This window comes from Colwellia sp. 1_MG-2023 (assembly GCF_030546755.1).
Classification (GTDB): Bacteria; Pseudomonadota; Gammaproteobacteria; order Enterobacterales; family Alteromonadaceae; genus Thalassotalea_H.
Genome location: NZ_JAUOPE010000015.1, coordinates 36,310 through 53,157 on the forward strand (window position 1 = coordinate 36,310; position 16,848 = coordinate 53,157).

16 protein-coding genes and 1 tRNA gene are annotated in these 16,848 nt (G+C 37.4%); 7 read left to right on the plus strand and 10 right to left on the minus strand.

The genetic code is table 11. The features are described 5' to 3' along the window. Positions 1-25: 25 nt before the first annotated feature. The 3 genes from Q4493_RS15305 to Q4493_RS15315 are packed head-to-tail and all read right to left on the minus strand — an operon-like array spanning position 26 to position 2,860. The gene (locus Q4493_RS15305; RefSeq protein ID WP_303454450.1) at positions 26-802 is read right to left on the minus strand and encodes an ATP-binding cassette domain-containing protein; all 777 of its coding nucleotides are present in this window, start codon (positions 800-802) and stop codon (positions 26-28) included. Continuing rightward, positions 795-1,763 (minus strand): ABC transporter permease, encoded by a 969-nt coding sequence (locus Q4493_RS15310; RefSeq protein ID WP_303454452.1) that lies wholly within the window; start codon positions 1,761-1,763, stop codon positions 795-797. The genes Q4493_RS15305 and Q4493_RS15310 overlap by 8 nt, the downstream gene beginning before the upstream one ends. Beyond that, a complete protein-coding gene (locus Q4493_RS15315) occupies positions 1,763-2,860 on the minus strand; it encodes a substrate-binding domain-containing protein (protein ID WP_303454454.1) in 1,098 nt (365 codons plus the stop codon). Before Q4493_RS15315 ends, Q4493_RS15310 begins: the two co-directional genes overlap by 1 nt. Positions 2,861-3,042: 182 nt before the next feature. Between Q4493_RS15315 and Q4493_RS15320 the strand changes: the two genes are divergently transcribed. Continuing rightward, positions 3,043-4,233 (plus strand): ROK family transcriptional regulator, encoded by a 1,191-nt coding sequence (locus Q4493_RS15320; RefSeq protein ID WP_303454457.1) that lies wholly within the window; start codon positions 3,043-3,045, stop codon positions 4,231-4,233. A 212-nt stretch (positions 4,234-4,445) separates the two neighbouring features. Here Q4493_RS15320 and Q4493_RS15325 read toward each other — a convergent pair whose 3' ends face one another. Beyond that, positions 4,446-7,490: an efflux RND transporter permease subunit gene (locus Q4493_RS15325; protein WP_303454459.1), complete on the minus strand. Its 3,045-nt coding sequence runs from the start codon at positions 7,488-7,490 to the stop codon at positions 4,446-4,448. A gap of 10 nt (positions 7,491-7,500) precedes the next feature. After that, positions 7,501-8,601: an efflux RND transporter periplasmic adaptor subunit gene (locus Q4493_RS15330; RefSeq protein ID WP_303454461.1), complete on the minus strand. Its 1,101-nt coding sequence runs from the start codon at positions 8,599-8,601 to the stop codon at positions 7,501-7,503. Between the two features lie 137 nt (positions 8,602-8,738). Between Q4493_RS15330 and Q4493_RS15335 the strand changes: the two genes are divergently transcribed. The 5 genes from Q4493_RS15335 to Q4493_RS15355 all read left to right on the plus strand — a co-directional run bounded on the left by Q4493_RS15335 (position 8,739) and on the right by Q4493_RS15355 (position 11,019). Continuing rightward, on the plus strand, positions 8,739-9,368 hold the full coding sequence (locus tag Q4493_RS15335) for a TetR/AcrR family transcriptional regulator (protein ID WP_303454463.1): 630 nt from the start codon (positions 8,739-8,741) through the stop codon (positions 9,366-9,368). A 368-nt stretch (positions 9,369-9,736) separates the two neighbouring features. Next, a tRNA-Leu gene (locus Q4493_RS15340) sits at positions 9,737-9,821 on the plus strand. Between the two features lie 162 nt (positions 9,822-9,983). Then, positions 9,984-10,361, plus strand: a complete 378-nt coding sequence (locus Q4493_RS15345; protein ID WP_010557530.1) for a MerR family transcriptional regulator — start codon at positions 9,984-9,986, stop codon at positions 10,359-10,361. 65 nt (positions 10,362-10,426) lie between these two features. Next, the gene (gene merC, locus Q4493_RS15350; protein ID WP_024601094.1) at positions 10,427-10,816 is read left to right on the plus strand and encodes an organomercurial transporter MerC; all 390 of its coding nucleotides are present in this window, start codon (positions 10,427-10,429) and stop codon (positions 10,814-10,816) included. After that, entirely contained in the window at positions 10,804-11,019 is a 216-nt protein-coding gene (locus Q4493_RS15355) for a GDCCVxC domain-containing (seleno)protein (protein WP_076916053.1), read from the plus strand. Before merC ends, Q4493_RS15355 begins: the two co-directional genes overlap by 13 nt. 223 nt (positions 11,020-11,242) lie before the next feature. Here Q4493_RS15355 and Q4493_RS15360 read toward each other — a convergent pair whose 3' ends face one another. The 3 genes from Q4493_RS15360 to Q4493_RS15370 form a co-directional block, all read right to left on the minus strand. After that, positions 11,243-11,608 (minus strand): DUF2787 family protein, encoded by a 366-nt coding sequence (locus Q4493_RS15360; protein ID WP_303454470.1) that lies wholly within the window; start codon positions 11,606-11,608, stop codon positions 11,243-11,245. 125 nt (positions 11,609-11,733) lie between these two features. Then, on the minus strand, positions 11,734-12,165 hold the full coding sequence (locus tag Q4493_RS15365; RefSeq protein WP_303454473.1) for a DUF6641 family protein: 432 nt from the start codon (positions 12,163-12,165) through the stop codon (positions 11,734-11,736). Positions 12,166-12,233: 68 nt separating this feature from the next. After that, a complete protein-coding gene (locus tag Q4493_RS15370) occupies positions 12,234-14,255 on the minus strand; it encodes an AAA family ATPase (RefSeq protein ID WP_303454475.1) in 2,022 nt (673 codons plus the stop codon). A gap of 146 nt (positions 14,256-14,401) precedes the next feature. On the opposite strand from Q4493_RS15370, the gene Q4493_RS15375 reads away from it, so the two are divergent. Further along, entirely contained in the window at positions 14,402-14,884 is a 483-nt protein-coding gene (locus Q4493_RS15375) for a hypothetical protein (RefSeq protein WP_303454477.1), read from the plus strand. A 96-nt stretch (positions 14,885-14,980) separates the two neighbouring features. On the opposite strand, the gene Q4493_RS15380 is transcribed toward Q4493_RS15375, so the two are convergent. Both Q4493_RS15380 and Q4493_RS15385 read right to left on the minus strand, forming a co-directional pair. Continuing rightward, entirely contained in the window at positions 14,981-15,982 is a 1,002-nt protein-coding gene (locus Q4493_RS15380) for a hypothetical protein (RefSeq protein ID WP_303454479.1), read from the minus strand. Positions 15,983-16,020: 38 nt separating this feature from the next. Continuing rightward, complete coding sequence (locus Q4493_RS15385; RefSeq protein WP_303454481.1) at positions 16,021-16,674, minus strand: hypothetical protein; 654 nt, start codon at positions 16,672-16,674, stop codon at positions 16,021-16,023. Positions 16,675-16,848 lie beyond the last annotated feature (174 nt).

Consider the following 16,848-nt stretch of genomic DNA (forward strand, 5'->3'; position numbering starts at 1 on the left):
CACCAGAGCATATTCCTGAATTAAATTATGCTGCGGCGGTTGTCGCCCCAGTAATTAAGGCAACTAAATCTTCTTTAGTGACATCAGCTACGGCAACATCTGCAACAGAATGTCCTTGATAAAGTACAACGGCTCGGTCACAGGTTTCTTTTACGTGTTGCATGTTATGGCTAATTAATAATACCGCTACGCCTTGCGAGCTGATCACTTTAATCAGCTCATTAACTTGGGCACTTTGTTCAACTCCAAGTGCCGCTGTAGGTTCATCCATAATCACAATGTCAGCTCCCCAATTTACGGCGCGAGCAATAGCAATAGCTTGGCGTTGCCCGCCTGATAAGTTGTGAATTTGTTCATCGTATGACGGAATTCGTGTGTTTAATCGATTTAACGATTTCTTTGCTCGCTTCATCATGGCTTTTGTGTCAAGCCAGCCTAGCCAACGTAAAATAGGGTTTTTATGTTTTATCTCACGATTTAAGAATAAGTTCTGAACGATATTAAATTCAGGGATCATCGCTAAATCTTGAAAGACAGTTTCTATGCCCACTGCTCGAGCCTCTTCAGGGGAAGTGATGGTTACTGCTTCTCCGTTAACTTTCACTTCACCCTCGTCTGGTGCATGTATGCCAGAAATACACTTTACTAAGGTCGATTTACCTGCGCCGTTATCACCAAGTAAGCCGACAACTTCACCTTTATTAATTTTAAAGGTGACATTTTTTAAGGCATGTACACCGCCAAAGCTTTTTTTAATCGACTGTAATTCTAATGCAGGTTGATCTAATGCTGTTCTAACCATTTCTAAGCTCCTTAACACCAATTGCCACGGCGATGATCAAAATTACTCCACGCGCGATCATTTGTTCGTTGGTTGAAAATCCTGACAAGATCAATCCATTATTAATCATGCCCATTAACCATGAACCTAATATAGCGCCAATAATGCAAGCTCTACCGCCGAATAAGCTGGTACCACCAATTGCTACTGCGGCAATTACGGTTAATAAGTCAGCTTCACCTAAGGTGTATCGAGCACCATGTAGTCGGCCAGCATATAATAGCCCTGCTAACGATGCGGCAACTGACGATGTTAATAGCGCATAAATTCTAATTTTCGTCACTTGTAACCCCATGGCTCTTGCCGCAGAAGGGTTGCCACCTACCGCAAGAATGTGACGACCTTTGGCTAATTTATTCAAAACAATATACGCGATGGCACCTATAGCTATGGTCCAAATGAGTAATACTGGGATACCTAGTAGGTTACCGGCACCAAAAATAAAGGTAAAATCTTGATTAATAATTGGCACTGATTCTAAGTTAGTCAGTTGTCTTGCGATTCCTGTAACTACTCCCATCGTACCTAAGGTGATCAAAAGAGATGAAACTTGTAAGCGTTCAATAAGCAAACCGTTAATTAAACCAATAATTAAGCCTATTGTTAATGCGCCAAGTACAGCTAATGGTATACCGGTATGTTGTAATAATAATGCGCCTACCAAAGCACTTAATGCCACTGTTGAACCAATAGATAAATCAATATGGCCTACCGCTAAAGCAAAAGTTAACCCAACCGCCATAATGGTTAATGGTGCAGTTTGTTTCACAATATTCATAAAATTTGACACCGTTAAAAAGGCGGTATCGTGTAACACAACTGCGAAAAACAACATCACAAAAAGAAAAATATAATAGATATAAGCTTCTCGTTTAAACGCGAGTTGTTTAACGTAATTGAATGACAGGCTTTGAGCATTCATTAGTGGTCCTTTTCATTTTGTTGCAAAACTTTAGTTAATAACGAAGGTAAACTGGTTTTATAGGCTTGCTGCCAAATGGCAGAAATATCTTTTTTGATGACTTTATCAAATGGCACAATAGTAACAGGAGCCGCTTTTTCACCTATTAAAGAAGCCGCGCCTAATTTAGCCATAGTTGCGCCAATATCATATGGGCGATCTGAAACCGTGCCGTATAAATTACCGTTTGTCGCCATGTCGAGTAAATTATTCACGCCTAAATCATGGGTAATGACTTTTATATCTCGTCTATCTAATGACCTTAGTGCCTCAATAACCCCTTCTGCGGCGGTATCCCACGACACATAAATAGCCTCAATATCTGGATTTTGAAGTACCATTGCCGCGGCAATATTGCTGGTTTCATGCTCTTTAATAAAGCCGCGCTCGGTGATAACGTTTATATTTGGATATTGCTTTAATGCTTTTTGAAAAGCTTGATCGCGGTTATTGGTGATGAAATACTTTGCGTCGTGGTAAATAACGCCAACTTTTCCTTGATTATTAAGTGAAGAAGCCACTAACTCTGCAGCAGCAATGCCCATACCAAACATATCATCAGTGACGATGCCGACATAATCTTCGCCATGTACAAAACCTGCAATGGGGTTACTTAGCAGCACTAATTTAGCGCCATTTTTAATCGCGTTTTTATAGCTAGCGCTAGTACTGATACTATCAACTGACAATGACAAAATAATGTCTGGAGATAGCGCGCTAATATTTTCTAGATCGGCTACTTGCTTTGCGGGATCAAATTGAGCGTCAGTCACGGCAACAATTTCTACACCCATAGCATTAAAGGTTTCTGTAGCACCTTTTGTTAGTGCGCTTACCCAAGAACTTGACCCATGCCATACTAATGCCGCGGTTAAGTGTTTTTGCTTAATCGCATTTATTTGACTGCTGTTTAAATTAATGTCGGTTGATTTAGCTGCCGTTTTAATACTATTTATATCGACAGCATATGAGTGCAAGCTGAAAAATATATGAAAAATAGCCGTGAGTAATACTGTTACTTTAGCTTTATTCATTATATCGTGGCGAAAGTGTGCCATGAAATGTCCCATTTATGTTCTTTGATGACACTATATTAGTGACAATAAATATTATGTCAATCATTTTGACTTAATATTTATTGTTTAAATTTCATCCGTAATAGTTTTATTATTAACACTACTTTTTCTTAAAATATCAGTACAATAACAACTGTAATTATTAAACAGAGGTATTTTTTCACTTGAAAGGCTCCAATTCAAAACAAAATAAAGCGTTAAATTTACGTTTAGTTTTATCTGAAATTGTTACGCAAGGACCAATATCCAGAGTAGAAATATCTCGACAAACTCATTTAACAAAACAAACGATTACTAATATGGTCGAAGAGTTATTAGCGATTGGATTAGTGGAAGAAATAGGTATAAAAAAAGAAGGCGCTGTTGGCAAACCTTCCAAAATGTTAAACCTAACAGACACAGGTGCGTATAGCGTCGCATTGCGAATTTTTCCTGAAAAAATTGAAGCTGGGCTTTTTTCATTAAAAGGTGAGGCGGTTTTACTAAATAATGTTGAATACCAAACCGCAGATTTAATACCTACTATTAATCAGTTACTCGAGACTTTAATTGAACAGGCTAATATTCAAAAAGCACAAATTCTTGGTGTAGGCGTAACTTTTGTAAATGAAACACATAATAGCTTAGCGACATATCAAGAAGGGTTAGCATTTAAGCAAGCGCTTGCAGATGCGTTATCATTACCAGTTGCAACTGAGTCAACGGCTTCAGCATGTGCCGCATATCAAATGCTTTACGGTGAAGCCAAACAATTACATAGCTTTATTTGTATCCACTTATCTGATGTTGTTGAAGCGGCTGTGGTATATGACAGAAAAATTTTGTTAGGAAAAAATGGCTTGACCGGTGCAATTGGCGAACTATTTGTTACCCCTGAAACCGATGAAAAAACTGTTGAGCTAGGTCGTTTGAATGATTTTGCATCGCTGAAATCGTTAAAAAAATTCTTAGGGGTTAACGCGATCAGTCATGAAGCATTGGCAGAGCTGTGTTTTGAGCAGAAAAAAACAATGGAAACGTGGTTTGAACAAGCGGCAGAGCCAATGCGTATTGCTATTCATTCATTAGAAACGCTGCTCAATTGCCAAACCATTATTATTGGCGGTGATGTGAGCTCTTGGTTTTTAGATAAATTTATTACCAAACTTCGACCTTATATACCGTCAATTGCACAATATGGTGAGCTTGATGTGGTGAGATTAATCAAAACTCCTCATGTTGAAGAAGTGGCTTTAAAAGGCTCGGCAACCTTGCCATTACATGCCGCATTATCGGTGGATAATATGCAAACACTTTGTTTACCGTCATCGGCAATTTTAGCGCCTGTTCATAGCTTAATTTATTTAGGCGATTAATACGTTTATTTAGGATAAATTTACATGGAACAACTATGCTCCTTAACTCACGCCTTGAATAAATGACTTTTATTTTGAACAATATATAACCTAGAAAGATCAACACGCCCTAATATTCCTCATAAAAAACGAATTAACCTAAATTCACTCGAATGAGCGCGAACTAACGTACTTTAGCCGCGCTTATATTCATTATTAATCTACTTCTTAATTTACTTTTTTACTTTATAAAACGACGCATATAAAACAGGTACAACCGCTAAGGTTAATATCGTGCCGATAGCTAAACCAAATGCGATGGCGTTTGCCATCCCGTAAAAAAGAGGGTCTTTATTAAGTATTAAAGGCAATAAACCCATCACAGTAGTAATTGTGGTCATTGCAATCGGGCGTAATCGGGTTAAACAGGCATCGACTAACGCTTGGTATTGAGTTTTACCGCTGTCAATTTCAATCTTGATGCGATCAATAAGCACAATGGCATTGTTAATGATAATTCCTGCCAAACTGTATAAACCTAGCGTCACCATAAAACCAAACGGCGCTTGCATGACTAATAGACCAATCACTGCACCAATAAAAGATAACGGCATAGTAAGCGTGATAATGGCGGCTTTTCTAAACGAATTAAATTGGGCAACTAGCAAGATTAAAATAAAACCTATGACCATTGGCATACTAGCACTTAATGCTTTTTGGGCGGCTTTAGACTCTTTAATCGCGCCACCATAAGTAATGTGATGATTAATAGGTAAATCAGCCGCTAAAGCTTGAATTTGATCATCAATGATCAATTGTAAATCTTCTGCGGCCATTTTGTTATTACGGGCTTCAATACTGATTGTTCTAAACATATCCTCATGATATATCACTGAAAATTGATTTACTGGCGCAAACGTGGCTACTTGAAATAGCGGTACCGCTTTGCCGGTTTTTTCAGAATAAACATTAAGCGTGCGTAATCGGTCTAAGTTGTGACGTTCGGCTTCTTGCGCCCTTAAAACGATAGGAATGATCTCATCTTCTTCCCTAAATTCTGTAATTTGCGCACCTGAAAAATAAGTTTGTAACGCATCAGCAATTTCAGTTGAAGTTAAGCCGGCTCTTTTCGCTCTGTGTTGATCAACTTGCACGTCAATTTTAACAATTAAATTTTCCCAATCATTGCGAATATTGATGGTGTCAGGAATTTGATGAAGCAAATCCATAATTTGTTGAGCTTTATGATAAATCACATTTTTATCAGGGCCTTTCACTTGTATTTTAATGGTTTTAGCATCGGAAGGACCTAAAAACATTTTCTTCACGCGTGCTGAAACATTTGGAAACGTTGCTTCAAGTTGGGTATCTAATTGCATTACTTTTTCGGCGACGTTTGTTCCCTCAACAACATTTAAAACAATAAACCCTTTATTTTTTGCTGGATCTTCTGGGTTAAGGGATAAGACAAAACGCGGTCCGTTAAAGCCAACATAACCTGAATAATTTTCGATAAAAGCAAACTGCTCTTTGTTATCTAACCATTTGAAAATCTCTTGCATTTGGCGATTGGTTTCACGCGAAGAAGTACCGTTAGGTAAATCGATATACATAAGAATTTGTGTACGATCAGACTCAGGAAAAAATTGCTTAGCCACGAATTTCATCGCCCCTATCGAGGCAATAAAGGTGACTAATATGATGCTGATAAATAAAATTTTGTGTCTCAAAACCCAATGTAAAAAAGCTTCATAGCCAGCATACATTTTAGCTAAAAAAGAAGTGTTTTCTTCAACGGTGTTTGTAGGTTTAATAAAGTAATAACAAAGAATAGGCGTCACACAAAGCGCCAAAATCCAACTCGTCATTAACGTAATAAGAATAACGAGTGAGATTGAACGCGTAAATTCTCCGGCAACGTGTTCAGCTAGCATCAGCGGTAAAAAGAATAAAATGGTGGTGATGGAAGAGCTTAATAACGGTATGGCAAGCTCTTTACAGCCTTGTAACATGGCATCGTATCGGCTAATGCCATCTTCAATTCTACGTTTGAAATCTTCTGCGATAACAATGCCATTATCCACTAATAAACCTAATGAAATGATTAACGTTGCTAAGCTCATTCGCTCTAGTTTCATATCAAAAAAGAGCATAATTGAAAGTGTGGCTAACATCACAAATGGCACGATGGCGCCAACAATTAAACCGGTGCGAACCCCTAAAAATAGAACAACGACCACTAAGACGATGGCTAATGTTTGCAAAACATTGATTGAAACCCCTTGCACGGTTTTTTCGACTTGCTCTGCTTGATAAGTCGCAATATCGAGTTGGTAGCCAATAGGCAAGGATTGAATAATTTCTTCAAATTTAGTTTTTACCTGAGGTGCATATTTTAAAATGTTGTATTGAGGCAACATCGAAATAGCAAAAAAGATAGCCGGTTTTCCATTGAAATATGCAATTTTATTAGGGGGATCAATATAGTCACGTTTGATGGTTACCACGTCTTTTAACGCGATAAAGTCTTCTGTGTTAGGGATATTAATATAAGTATTGGCAATATCAGACACACTGTTAAAGTTACCTGAAGGCTCAACAATAAAACTTTTCGCCCCGGTATCTATTTCTCCGCCAGAGCGAATGATATTTTGATTTTGCAATTCATTAATTAGCGCCCGTGGTGAAATGCCTAATTGCGATAAGGTAGCGTTAGATGCTTCAAGAAATATTCGTTCTTCTAAATGGCCTAAAATTTCAATTTTTTTAGTACCTTCTACGGCATAAAGCGTATCACGAATATGCTGAGCAATATCGTACATCGCACTCATATCAAAACCGTCGGCAGTTAACGCAAGAGTAACGACAGAAACATCGCCAAATTCAGTATTAACATAAGGGGCTTGAGTACCAGAGGGCATATTGGCGTGGGCTGCTTGTGCCTTATTTCTTACGTCTTGCCAAATATCATCAAGGTTAAAGTATCTGTCATGAATTTTTACATGGATCGTTGAGCTGCCGGTTGTTGATAATGACTTAATTTCTTTTACTTGAGGTATTTTTCGTACTTCTTCTTCTAGCTTTTTCGTAATTAATTGTTCAACGCGTTCAGGTGCCATACCAGGAAAAGATGTTGAAATTACCGCCTCGCGGATTGTGATCGTTGGATCTTCTTGGGCGGGTAATGTGAAATAAGCAAAAACTCCATTTACCAAGAGCAACGCGACAATTAAAAAGACTGTTTTTCGATATTGAAAGGCGATTTGAGTAATGTTCATTGGCCTTCCTTTAATTAAAACGCTGAATATTTTTATCGAACAAGGTTACTTTTTGACCGTCTCGCAAGAAGGCGACACCAGCGGTGGCAATGATTTCACCATCTTTTAATCCAGATGAAATAAATGCAATATTATTCAGAATGTTTTCAGTTTGTACTTGTCTTTGGTTGACCACTTGCTGCTCAGGATCATAAACAAAAACATAGCTTTTTTGATTCACCCCCGCTTTTAATGCCGAAAATGGCACACTAATGGTGATGCCCTGATAGCCTGTTTGGCCTATTCCTTCAAAGGTAAAATCAACTTCTGCGGTCATACCTGCTCTTAAAAGTGGGTTATCTTCCTGTAACACGACGGTTACGGGAAACGCATTGGCGGTTTCTGCTCGGGTACCTATTTCAGTGATACGACCTTGCATTGTAGTTTGCGTTAATACTGGAAATCTAACGGGTAAAATTGTATCTTGTCGTAATTCTCTTATTAGGGTTTCAGGCACCATGACATTCACTTCTAAACCATGTGTTCCTTCTATCTGAAACGCTGATTGTCCGGCTGAAATTTGTTGTGAAGGTTCAATTAATCGTTTAGTGATGATGCCTTTATATGGCGCTAGTAAAGTACTGTCTTGCAAGTTCTTTTCAACAATATCTAATTGTGCTTGCGCCACACCTACGGCACTTTTACTTGACTCGTAATTGGCTTTGGCATTATCGAAACCAGACTGTGACACTAAACCTTGTTTTATTAATTGACTAAACCGTGTAAAGCTATTTTCAGCTTCAATCATCGCTGAAGTTGCTTTGTCTAACTGAGCTTGTGCAGACTTTAGCGCCAACTCAAAACTACGATGATTAAGCTGAGCCAGTACTTGGCCTTTTTCGACGGGATCTCCCAAATTTACATCGACGGTTTCAACTTTTCCCATTACTTCAAAGCTTAAACTGGTTGCTTCAACAGGCGCAACAATCCCTGAAAGGGTACGTAATTGCTGTAGATTTGTTTCTGCAACTTTGATCCAAGCGATAGGTCTTATGGCTTTTTCAGTCGTAATTGCTTGATCACTACAACTTATCAGTAAAAGAGAAGTAAAGATTATTAGTAAAAAACGCATATTCATTCCAATGATAAAAACTCACCTTTAGTTAAGGTGCTTTATGATAAAAAGTAAATTGGTACTGCCTAGTACCGTATATTTTGGTACTATGCAGTACCGAAGTCAACTCATTATTCGAAAAGTGTGATAAAAATATGCTCAGTTGTGAAAAACTAGAAAAGCAACAACTTAGCCCTCGTGGCCAATTAATACTCGATGCAGCACAAAAATTATTTTTAAAACATGGCTTTGATAAAACTTCATTAGAAATGATCATTACAGAGTCTGGTGGCTCACGTCGTTCTATCTATAATGAATTTGGAAATAAGCAAGGTTTACTGATGTCGGTGCTTCATCAACAAATTTCATTACAAACACAAACCATCGCCTCGATCACTACCACCAAGCTAGGGTATCAAGAAGCGTTAAAAGAAATGTGCTTTCGTTTTGTAAAAGGGATGGTGTCAGACACTTTAGTGTCATTATTTCGTTTAGTTATCCAAGTTGTGCCTAAATTGCCTGAAGTTGGTAGCCTAATTTATGAGAAAGGCCCTTTAAAAGGGATGCAGCCATTAACTGAATATTTAATGCAGCTTAATGATAAGAAAATTCTAGCGATTGACGATCCTGCCTATGCAACTCAAATGTTAATTGAAATGGTGAAAGGGCGTTTACATTTAAAAGTGATTTTACTCCCTAACAATAAAATTACCGATGCAGAAATACATCAACATGTTGATACTGCGGTAGATTTATTCCTAAAAGCTTATCAAGTTGAAAATTAATTGCATAAAATATCAGCAAATAGTAAAGCTACCACGAAAAACTATTGCACAAGCAAAGATATCTCGTATAATGCCAACCACTTCAAACGCTAGGTTTGTAGTCACTGTGTCGCCGGAGTGGTGGAATTGGTAGACACGACGGATTCAAAATTGAAGATGCTTAGCTTGATTTTGGATTACGATACTTGATTTAATTGCCCTGCATTGAAAGTGAGTGTTTGCATTTCGCTTGCAAAGATTTGCAAAGTTTTTACGAGATTATAAAAATTACTGACCTAGTTTTTAGGTTGGATTAGTTTATAAAGAGTTCGATTTTTAGATACAAGAATTGATTTCTTTGCAAACTTAAAAGTTAGCTACAAGCCTTTGCCGGTGTGGTGAAATTGGTATACACGACGGATTCAAAATCCGTTGCAGCAATGCGTGGCGGTTCGAGTCCGCCCACCGGTACCATTATATGAAAGCCCTGTCCTTAATCGGATGGGGTTTTTTTATTTTCTATGAATGAAATATTATACGGCAGCTATGAGCGAAAACCAGTCATTGTAGTTCGAGCAATTTTACTTCGTATTGATATACTAATGTCATGATTAAAGTTGATTTTATGGTTGGACGATGAAAACAATAGGCAAGTTGGCTAAAGAACTTGATATAGGCGTAGAAACTATACGGTTTTATGAACGGGAAGGCTTGATAAAACAGCCTCAAAAACCTCAAAATGGTTATCGTGTCTATGACGACTCAATCACCAAACAATTACAATTCATCTGTAAGGCCAAAGCACTTGGCTTTACTCTAAAAGAAGTGGCTTCATTGATGTCAATGGATGGCGATTGTGCCAAAGTAGAATCCCTAGGCTTGCTGAAATTGAACGTAATTCAAAATAAGATAGCTGACCTTCAACGCTTAGAAGTCGTCATAAAAGAAATGACTAATTCATGCCGCAACAATAACGATCAATCCCACTGCCCAATAATCGATTCGCTAAAATAGTATTGACTCCGTACCTACCTACGGAGTTCATACTCAAATCATTCAAATAATGTTAGACGTTAAAAATGATTAATAAGATTTTAGATAAAGTTAGCTCAGGTGGTGTTTGGCTTGCGGCTCTTAGTTGTACGGGGTGCTTCCCCGCACTCGGCTCGTTAGCATCAGCATTAGGATTAGGCTTTCTCTCTCACTTTGAGGGAATTGCTGTAAATACCTTGTTACCTATATTTGCAACTCTGGCATTGTTGGTAAATTTGTATAACTGGTATAAAAACCAAAATCATGCGAGAGGTATTCTTGGGGTTATTGGCCCTATAGCGGTTTTGTTAACCCTCTATCCACTATGGCAATACGAATGGAGCACTTATTTGTTTTATGTAGGTATTTGTTTGATGATTGTAATGTCCGTATTAGACATTGTTAAACCTTTGAAGGAGCAAACATGCAAAGTATAGAGTTAAATTCTACCATTACTTGCCCTGAGTGTGGCTTCAGTAAAACTGAAGAAATGCCAACCAACGCTTGCCAGTGGTATTATGAATGTGAATCTTGCAAAGTTCTCCTAAAGCCTTTGAAAGGCGATTGTTGCGTATATTGCTCTTATGGAACAGTGAAATGCCCGCCAATTCAAGAAGGTCAAAGTTGTTGCGATAGCTAAATGACAGTCTATTAATGGCAATGAGAAGGCATAAAAAGAAATAGTGAAATGTCAGCAATCGTATCATTGCAGCCTTTATCACTAAGTCACTCAAGGGCTGCTTTTGGCACAAAACAGACCTCCTATTTGTTATAAATTCAAACTAATATAATGCCTTAGTCGAGTTTGAAAAGTACTATTTGATTCATGTGGCGCTAAGTAGGGCCACATGAATAATTTGATTTTAACCTAAGGTGAATGTTTTCTTGAACACCTTCGAAACCATTGCATAATAAACAAAGTTAGTCTCCCAAATTTGGAACATCTCTATAGCCTGTTCAATGGGGAATGTACCAAATAGGTTTTGAAACACGCCAGCATCGAAATCAAAATCCAAGTCTTTAGCTAGCTCAGCCATGTAGCCGCTGCCGATATAACAGAAGTCCGTAATATATGAGAAACGCCAGCCGTCACCTTCGTTCTCTAATCGAATTTCAACGGGGTGATAACCACCATCATCGGCACTATAGTTTGGGTCACGAAAATTAATAGTAACGGCTTTTTCGTTTTCATATGGCGCAAGTAAATCGGCAATATAGAGTGTGAACATTGGGCTCATTGGTACAGCGAGTCCTTCGTGTTTAATTCGAATCATGTTTAATCCTTGGATATTTAATAGTTGAAAATTTAATGAAGCCCCTAAGGCTAGGGGCATATGTAAATTGGAAGGTGGTATTACTTCTTCTTAGTTAAGTTAGTGGTTACGTTCTCAAGTAACGTATCGATTTCGCCTGCAACAACACAATCAATTACTGTTTTGATCGTTTTGGCAAGGTTATCTAATTCTCCCACTTCAATAGCATGATTTCCTTTGCTTAGCTCAAGGGCTTTGTTGGCATAACGTACCTCGAAGAAGTATTGGTTGTTACGCTTGTAAAACCATTTGGCAACATTCTTAGGTATTTGGACTTTTTCTTGCTGCCCAGTCTCTGGGTTCTTTTGCCACTTTTCACGATAAGCCGTATAGGTCTCACCATTGGAAAGTGCATTAGCCATTGCAAGTTGTATATCTAATTTGGATAACAGCTTTTCTCTTTTTTTAAGTAGCGGATTGTCAGAAGTTTTTTCAGGGCGAGCTGATAGCGTCAGAGATTTTAAAATACTCATAGTTTTTTCCTTTTAAAGGTTTAGGTTGTTGTTAAAGCAAAATGCTTTGGTTAAAAAATTTGGTTGGTTTAATTTACAAAACCGATGGTTTTACTTGGTATTTTGCGGTTGTTCTCTTGGGTTAGTATTTCTAAGTTCTTACTATCACTTAACGGATTTTTGCTCATGCAATTCCTCCTGACAGCAATAGCAAAATCACCTGAGCTTAAGTAGTAAAGCTTGGTTAGTTTCTCTTTAATACTTGTTGAAAAATGCCCAAAGCTTTCTTCGTATAATGTGAGTACTTGCTTCGTTGTTAAGTATTCAAAATTCAATTTAAAATCAAAACGGCGTAGGATCGCGTTATCGAGATTTTTAGAGTAGTTTGTTGCCGCGAATACTGTTTGCTCAGTTCGGTCTAATTCAATGAGGATTTGATTTACGATCTGCTTCTGATGCAACTCAGAAGTGATATCTCTAGAAGTTAAAACACTATCAACTTCATCTAAGAAAATAATCGCATCACATTCACTTGCTTGCTTAAAAAGTTGCGCAATGTTTTGCTCGGCTTCACCGACATACTTCGATAGTACATCACTCGGTTTGATGGTGATTAATTCCTTTTCTAAGGTTTCGGCAATATGATGGACTAAGGCGCTTTTACCTGTACCAGCAGCACCAAGTAATAAACACCTAGCGCCTGTGAAGTTAGTTACTGTATCAATCACATGTTCAATTTTGGTATGTGAGCCGCTTAAGTTAATAAAGCGTGAGTCAAAATCCATTTCTGGTTTGTAGCTAGTTACCGAAGTCTGTAAACCACAAGCCGATAAACACTGGTCAATATGATGTTCAATACATTCTTCAGCTTTTTTTCCTTTTAAGTTTAACGCTCTAGCAATGCTGCTGGCGTTAACCACATGCGCTGGTGTTAAATCAGGAATAGTGGCTAATTGGTTTTTAAAGAGAGTTGAGACTCTCAACCCTTTGAGTGACGTTGATAATATCTCCGCTTTTATGTGTTTAGGTGGCGTTGGAATTTCAAGAACATAGCTCATTCTGCGAATAACCGAATCAGGTAACATTTCTACATTATTAGTTATCCAGAAACTTACGCAGGTATTGCTACCTAATAAAGAATGTAGCTTTTCTTTTGAAACTTTTACACCATCTAAATATTCGGTAAAAACATCATCGACCTCATCTATTAAAAAGCAACAGTTACTATCTGACTCAAATAGGCCATTCATCAATCCGTAATGCTGAAGGCGCAAATGAGCTGTGTTTCTACCATCGGTGAGTTCGTCTGCTGGGCGAAACTTATTACCACCAGATGCCTTCACGGCAACTAAGTTAGCTTTGGCATATTTACTCAGTACTTTCGTTAACTCAGTTTTTCCAGTGCCGCTTTCCCCATAAAGTAATATATTGACTCCAACAGCATTGGCTCTTACTGCATGTTTTAAAAATTCACTCACATATTGAAGCTCAATATGTGGGTAGTCATTAAGACTGAGTTTTGTTGGTGTTGGCTTGTAATATAGGCCTTCTAAAAAGTCAGAATAAATTTTAGCTGGTTTCTCAATTAAGTTAACCGCAAGCGCATAGGGCATAACGAGTAAATAAAATAAGTTTGGCTCACTTTGCTTAAACAATGATGTGGTAGCTACTAATTGAATTGCATCGAGTAATTCATCTACTGAGATATTCAGCGATTCTGCAACCAAAACTTCAACATCACTTACCCAGTGTTGAATATGTTCGTCGAATAACTTGTAAAGCCCTTCATTTAACGTAGTTAATACGCATAGCTTGAGCAGTGGAATACAGTGTTTAGGCAAATCTAGAGAAGAAGCTAGAAGATTTAGGTTATCGTCTAATGGTAAATCTGATATTGGTTTATTTTGCTGTAAAGTTAGTGCGCATCTTAAGCTTCTTAGCTTCTTTTTAGGGCAGTTACCATAGAGTTTCTTAAATGGTTTGCCTGTTATTTTACTGATGATGTCTCGAGGTAGTTCTTGAATAAAGTCGTCGTCATATATTTCAACTTCAAGTAACTGTGATGCAATATCTGATGCTAATTGTCGTGCAGTAGATTGGGCTGTTTGCATGGTTTTCCTTCGTATCTGCTTTGGTACCAAGTTAACAGGCTAAATATCGGTTGAGAATGGTGCTTTCTGACAATGTTATTACGGTTGATTTACGCTTGTGATTTGTAATTTTTAATTAGAAAACATTCAGTTATTAGGAAGACGTTATGACCATTAAAAACACAATCACTACTAAAACTATTGATACCTCCAATCTTGGGTTTCAACTAGCACAACCGATAAAAAAAGTATTTGAAGACGAAACTGACGCTGAAAATGATTCGTTAATACAGATATTCATTCCACCTATCATTAAGCCTAAATCGTTCATGTCTTTTGTTACGGTAGAAAGGAAAGCAAAGGTATGGCAACTAGTTGCACTCGAAGTCTATGAAGTGTTGGGCGATAGAAAAACGGTAGGAGAACTAGGTTATTTAAGATTCGCGAACTCTGATTGGGATGAATTAAAATCAGGACTTTCTAAAAATAGGCTTATTCAAATGTGGCAAACCGACTTTGTTAATCAATTAGAAAGGCACGGAGGGGTAATGCCAAACTCAAATTTCACACGTGAACACATAGCGTTAATCAGTCAGGCAAATACTTTTTATGCGCAATTGGTAGAAGAGAAGCTGTCTGTTCTGATTTAAGAATGTATTAGTTTAGGTGAGGCTAGCTAGTTGAAAGTTCCAACTAGCTAGCTCTAGTTTAAGCTATTATGCAGTGTAGGTAGCTGATTTATAACTTTATTTTTTAAAGTAAGTAAAAATAAACTCATTTCTTAACAAATCGTATTTACGAGCTGTATATTTTGCACAAGGTCTCATGCGTTTTACTTTTTTTAAATATTTCTCCCATAATGGTTTAGCTAAACTAAAATCAATAGTAGGCTCTAAGTGCGGCTTTATTTGCTTTCTAATTTTTTCTCTACGGTATTTTGATATTTTTCTCAAATAAGGTACTAAGCCAGCGGATTGAAGAGCAATAATCTGATCTTCATCTAGGTCACTTTGAGTTACTATCTTTTCTAAGTTGTATACTCTACTTCTTTTAAATGCATTAGGTAAAAAGTCTAATGTATTGAAAAAGTCATCAAGTGCTATTTTTCTTCTTCCAAATCGTAGTTCAATTCTAGAAGGAGAAGTTATTTTTTTTAAAACGCCTCTATTCCGTACCTTGGCTTTCCGATTATAAATACAAACCTCAATGCTTTTGTTATGAGGCTGTATGTAAATTGTTTCGAGTTGACCAGATGGCGCAGTAAACCATCCAGCCTTTTGTCCCCAAACGAAATCAAATAAGTAGTTTTCAATAGATATGTCCACGCCTATTGCAATATCAAAACTAGTTATATATATATTGTTTTGATGCTTCTTTAGCAGTTTATAGCCTAAAATTCTTTCGAGCCATAACCTTACTAGATACCACTCCTTTGAACTATATGGGTGACCCTTACATTCAATTAACAAAAAGTTACGGCTACCGTGCATATATGAACACTTTATGACTAAGTGTGGAGTTTCCTCATTTCTTTTGGCATAGTTGAAATCGCTTAATAGTGGAACACGGCAATAAATTTCGTAGCCATTTCTACTGTGCAATATTTGGTTGTAATGTGTATCAATAGCTATCCCAAGCTCTTTAGCCATGTTGCGAATGTTTTCTTTAATTAATGATTGTTCTTTTGTTTTTTTTACAGGTATAGCAAAGCGAATATAGTCAAGTTCAACTGATTGTAGGTACATCATAAATACTCCTAAAGGAGAGGGGACTAGCCCCTCATAAACTAAAGCTCTTCTAAAACAGACTCGATATATTTAATAGCTTTGTCGACATTGCTGCCTTCAAACTCTTTTAAAACGTCCCGACATAGTCTTATTTGTTGTTTAGAAGTAAAGGTTTCATCAATCGCCAAACGTAAGCTTTTTACTACCGAATTTGATTTGTGATTGTTTAATGACAAGATCAGTTTATTTTGAGTTTTGGATTTTTTTGAGGAACCTGTATCGTGATTTTGGTTTGTTACCAAGCCTAATCTTTCAACTATAGATTTTACTTTCTTATTGGTTAACTTCATTTCCGATGGATCTTCGGTCTTAAATTCTTCGAGAGTTTTCTCACTAATCAAGTCGAGTTGTTCTTCTGTCAGTGGAAAAAGGGGTTTTAAAACAAATGGCGGAATCGTCCCTATATGTTCCTCACCAAATAAATAATGTGTGACTCGAGCTGTATGATGATAACTAAGCATAGAGTCATAGCTAATTCCAACTTCCTGTTCATTTTCTTTTGCCCATGACTTGAAGGTCTCAAAACCTAGAACTTTAAAGCTTTCAGATTGAATGAATTCATACATATGGGTTTGCATTGTGGTTGATGATTTCTTGATTTGGGTTATAAGCTTTTTAGCTCGTTTCTTTTGTTCTGATGTGTATTTGCTCATTTTAAATGCCTCTTAAGTTTAGTAATTAAAAGCCGTTGCAATAAACCTAAGTAACTGGTTGTATTGCGTTGACAGGGGTATTATTAGGTATTCGAGGTGATAAATGAGTGCTGCCCGAAACTTTGTACGACTTTTAGTAGTTCTCTTTAAGGCCTGTAAAATAAGGAGGTACAG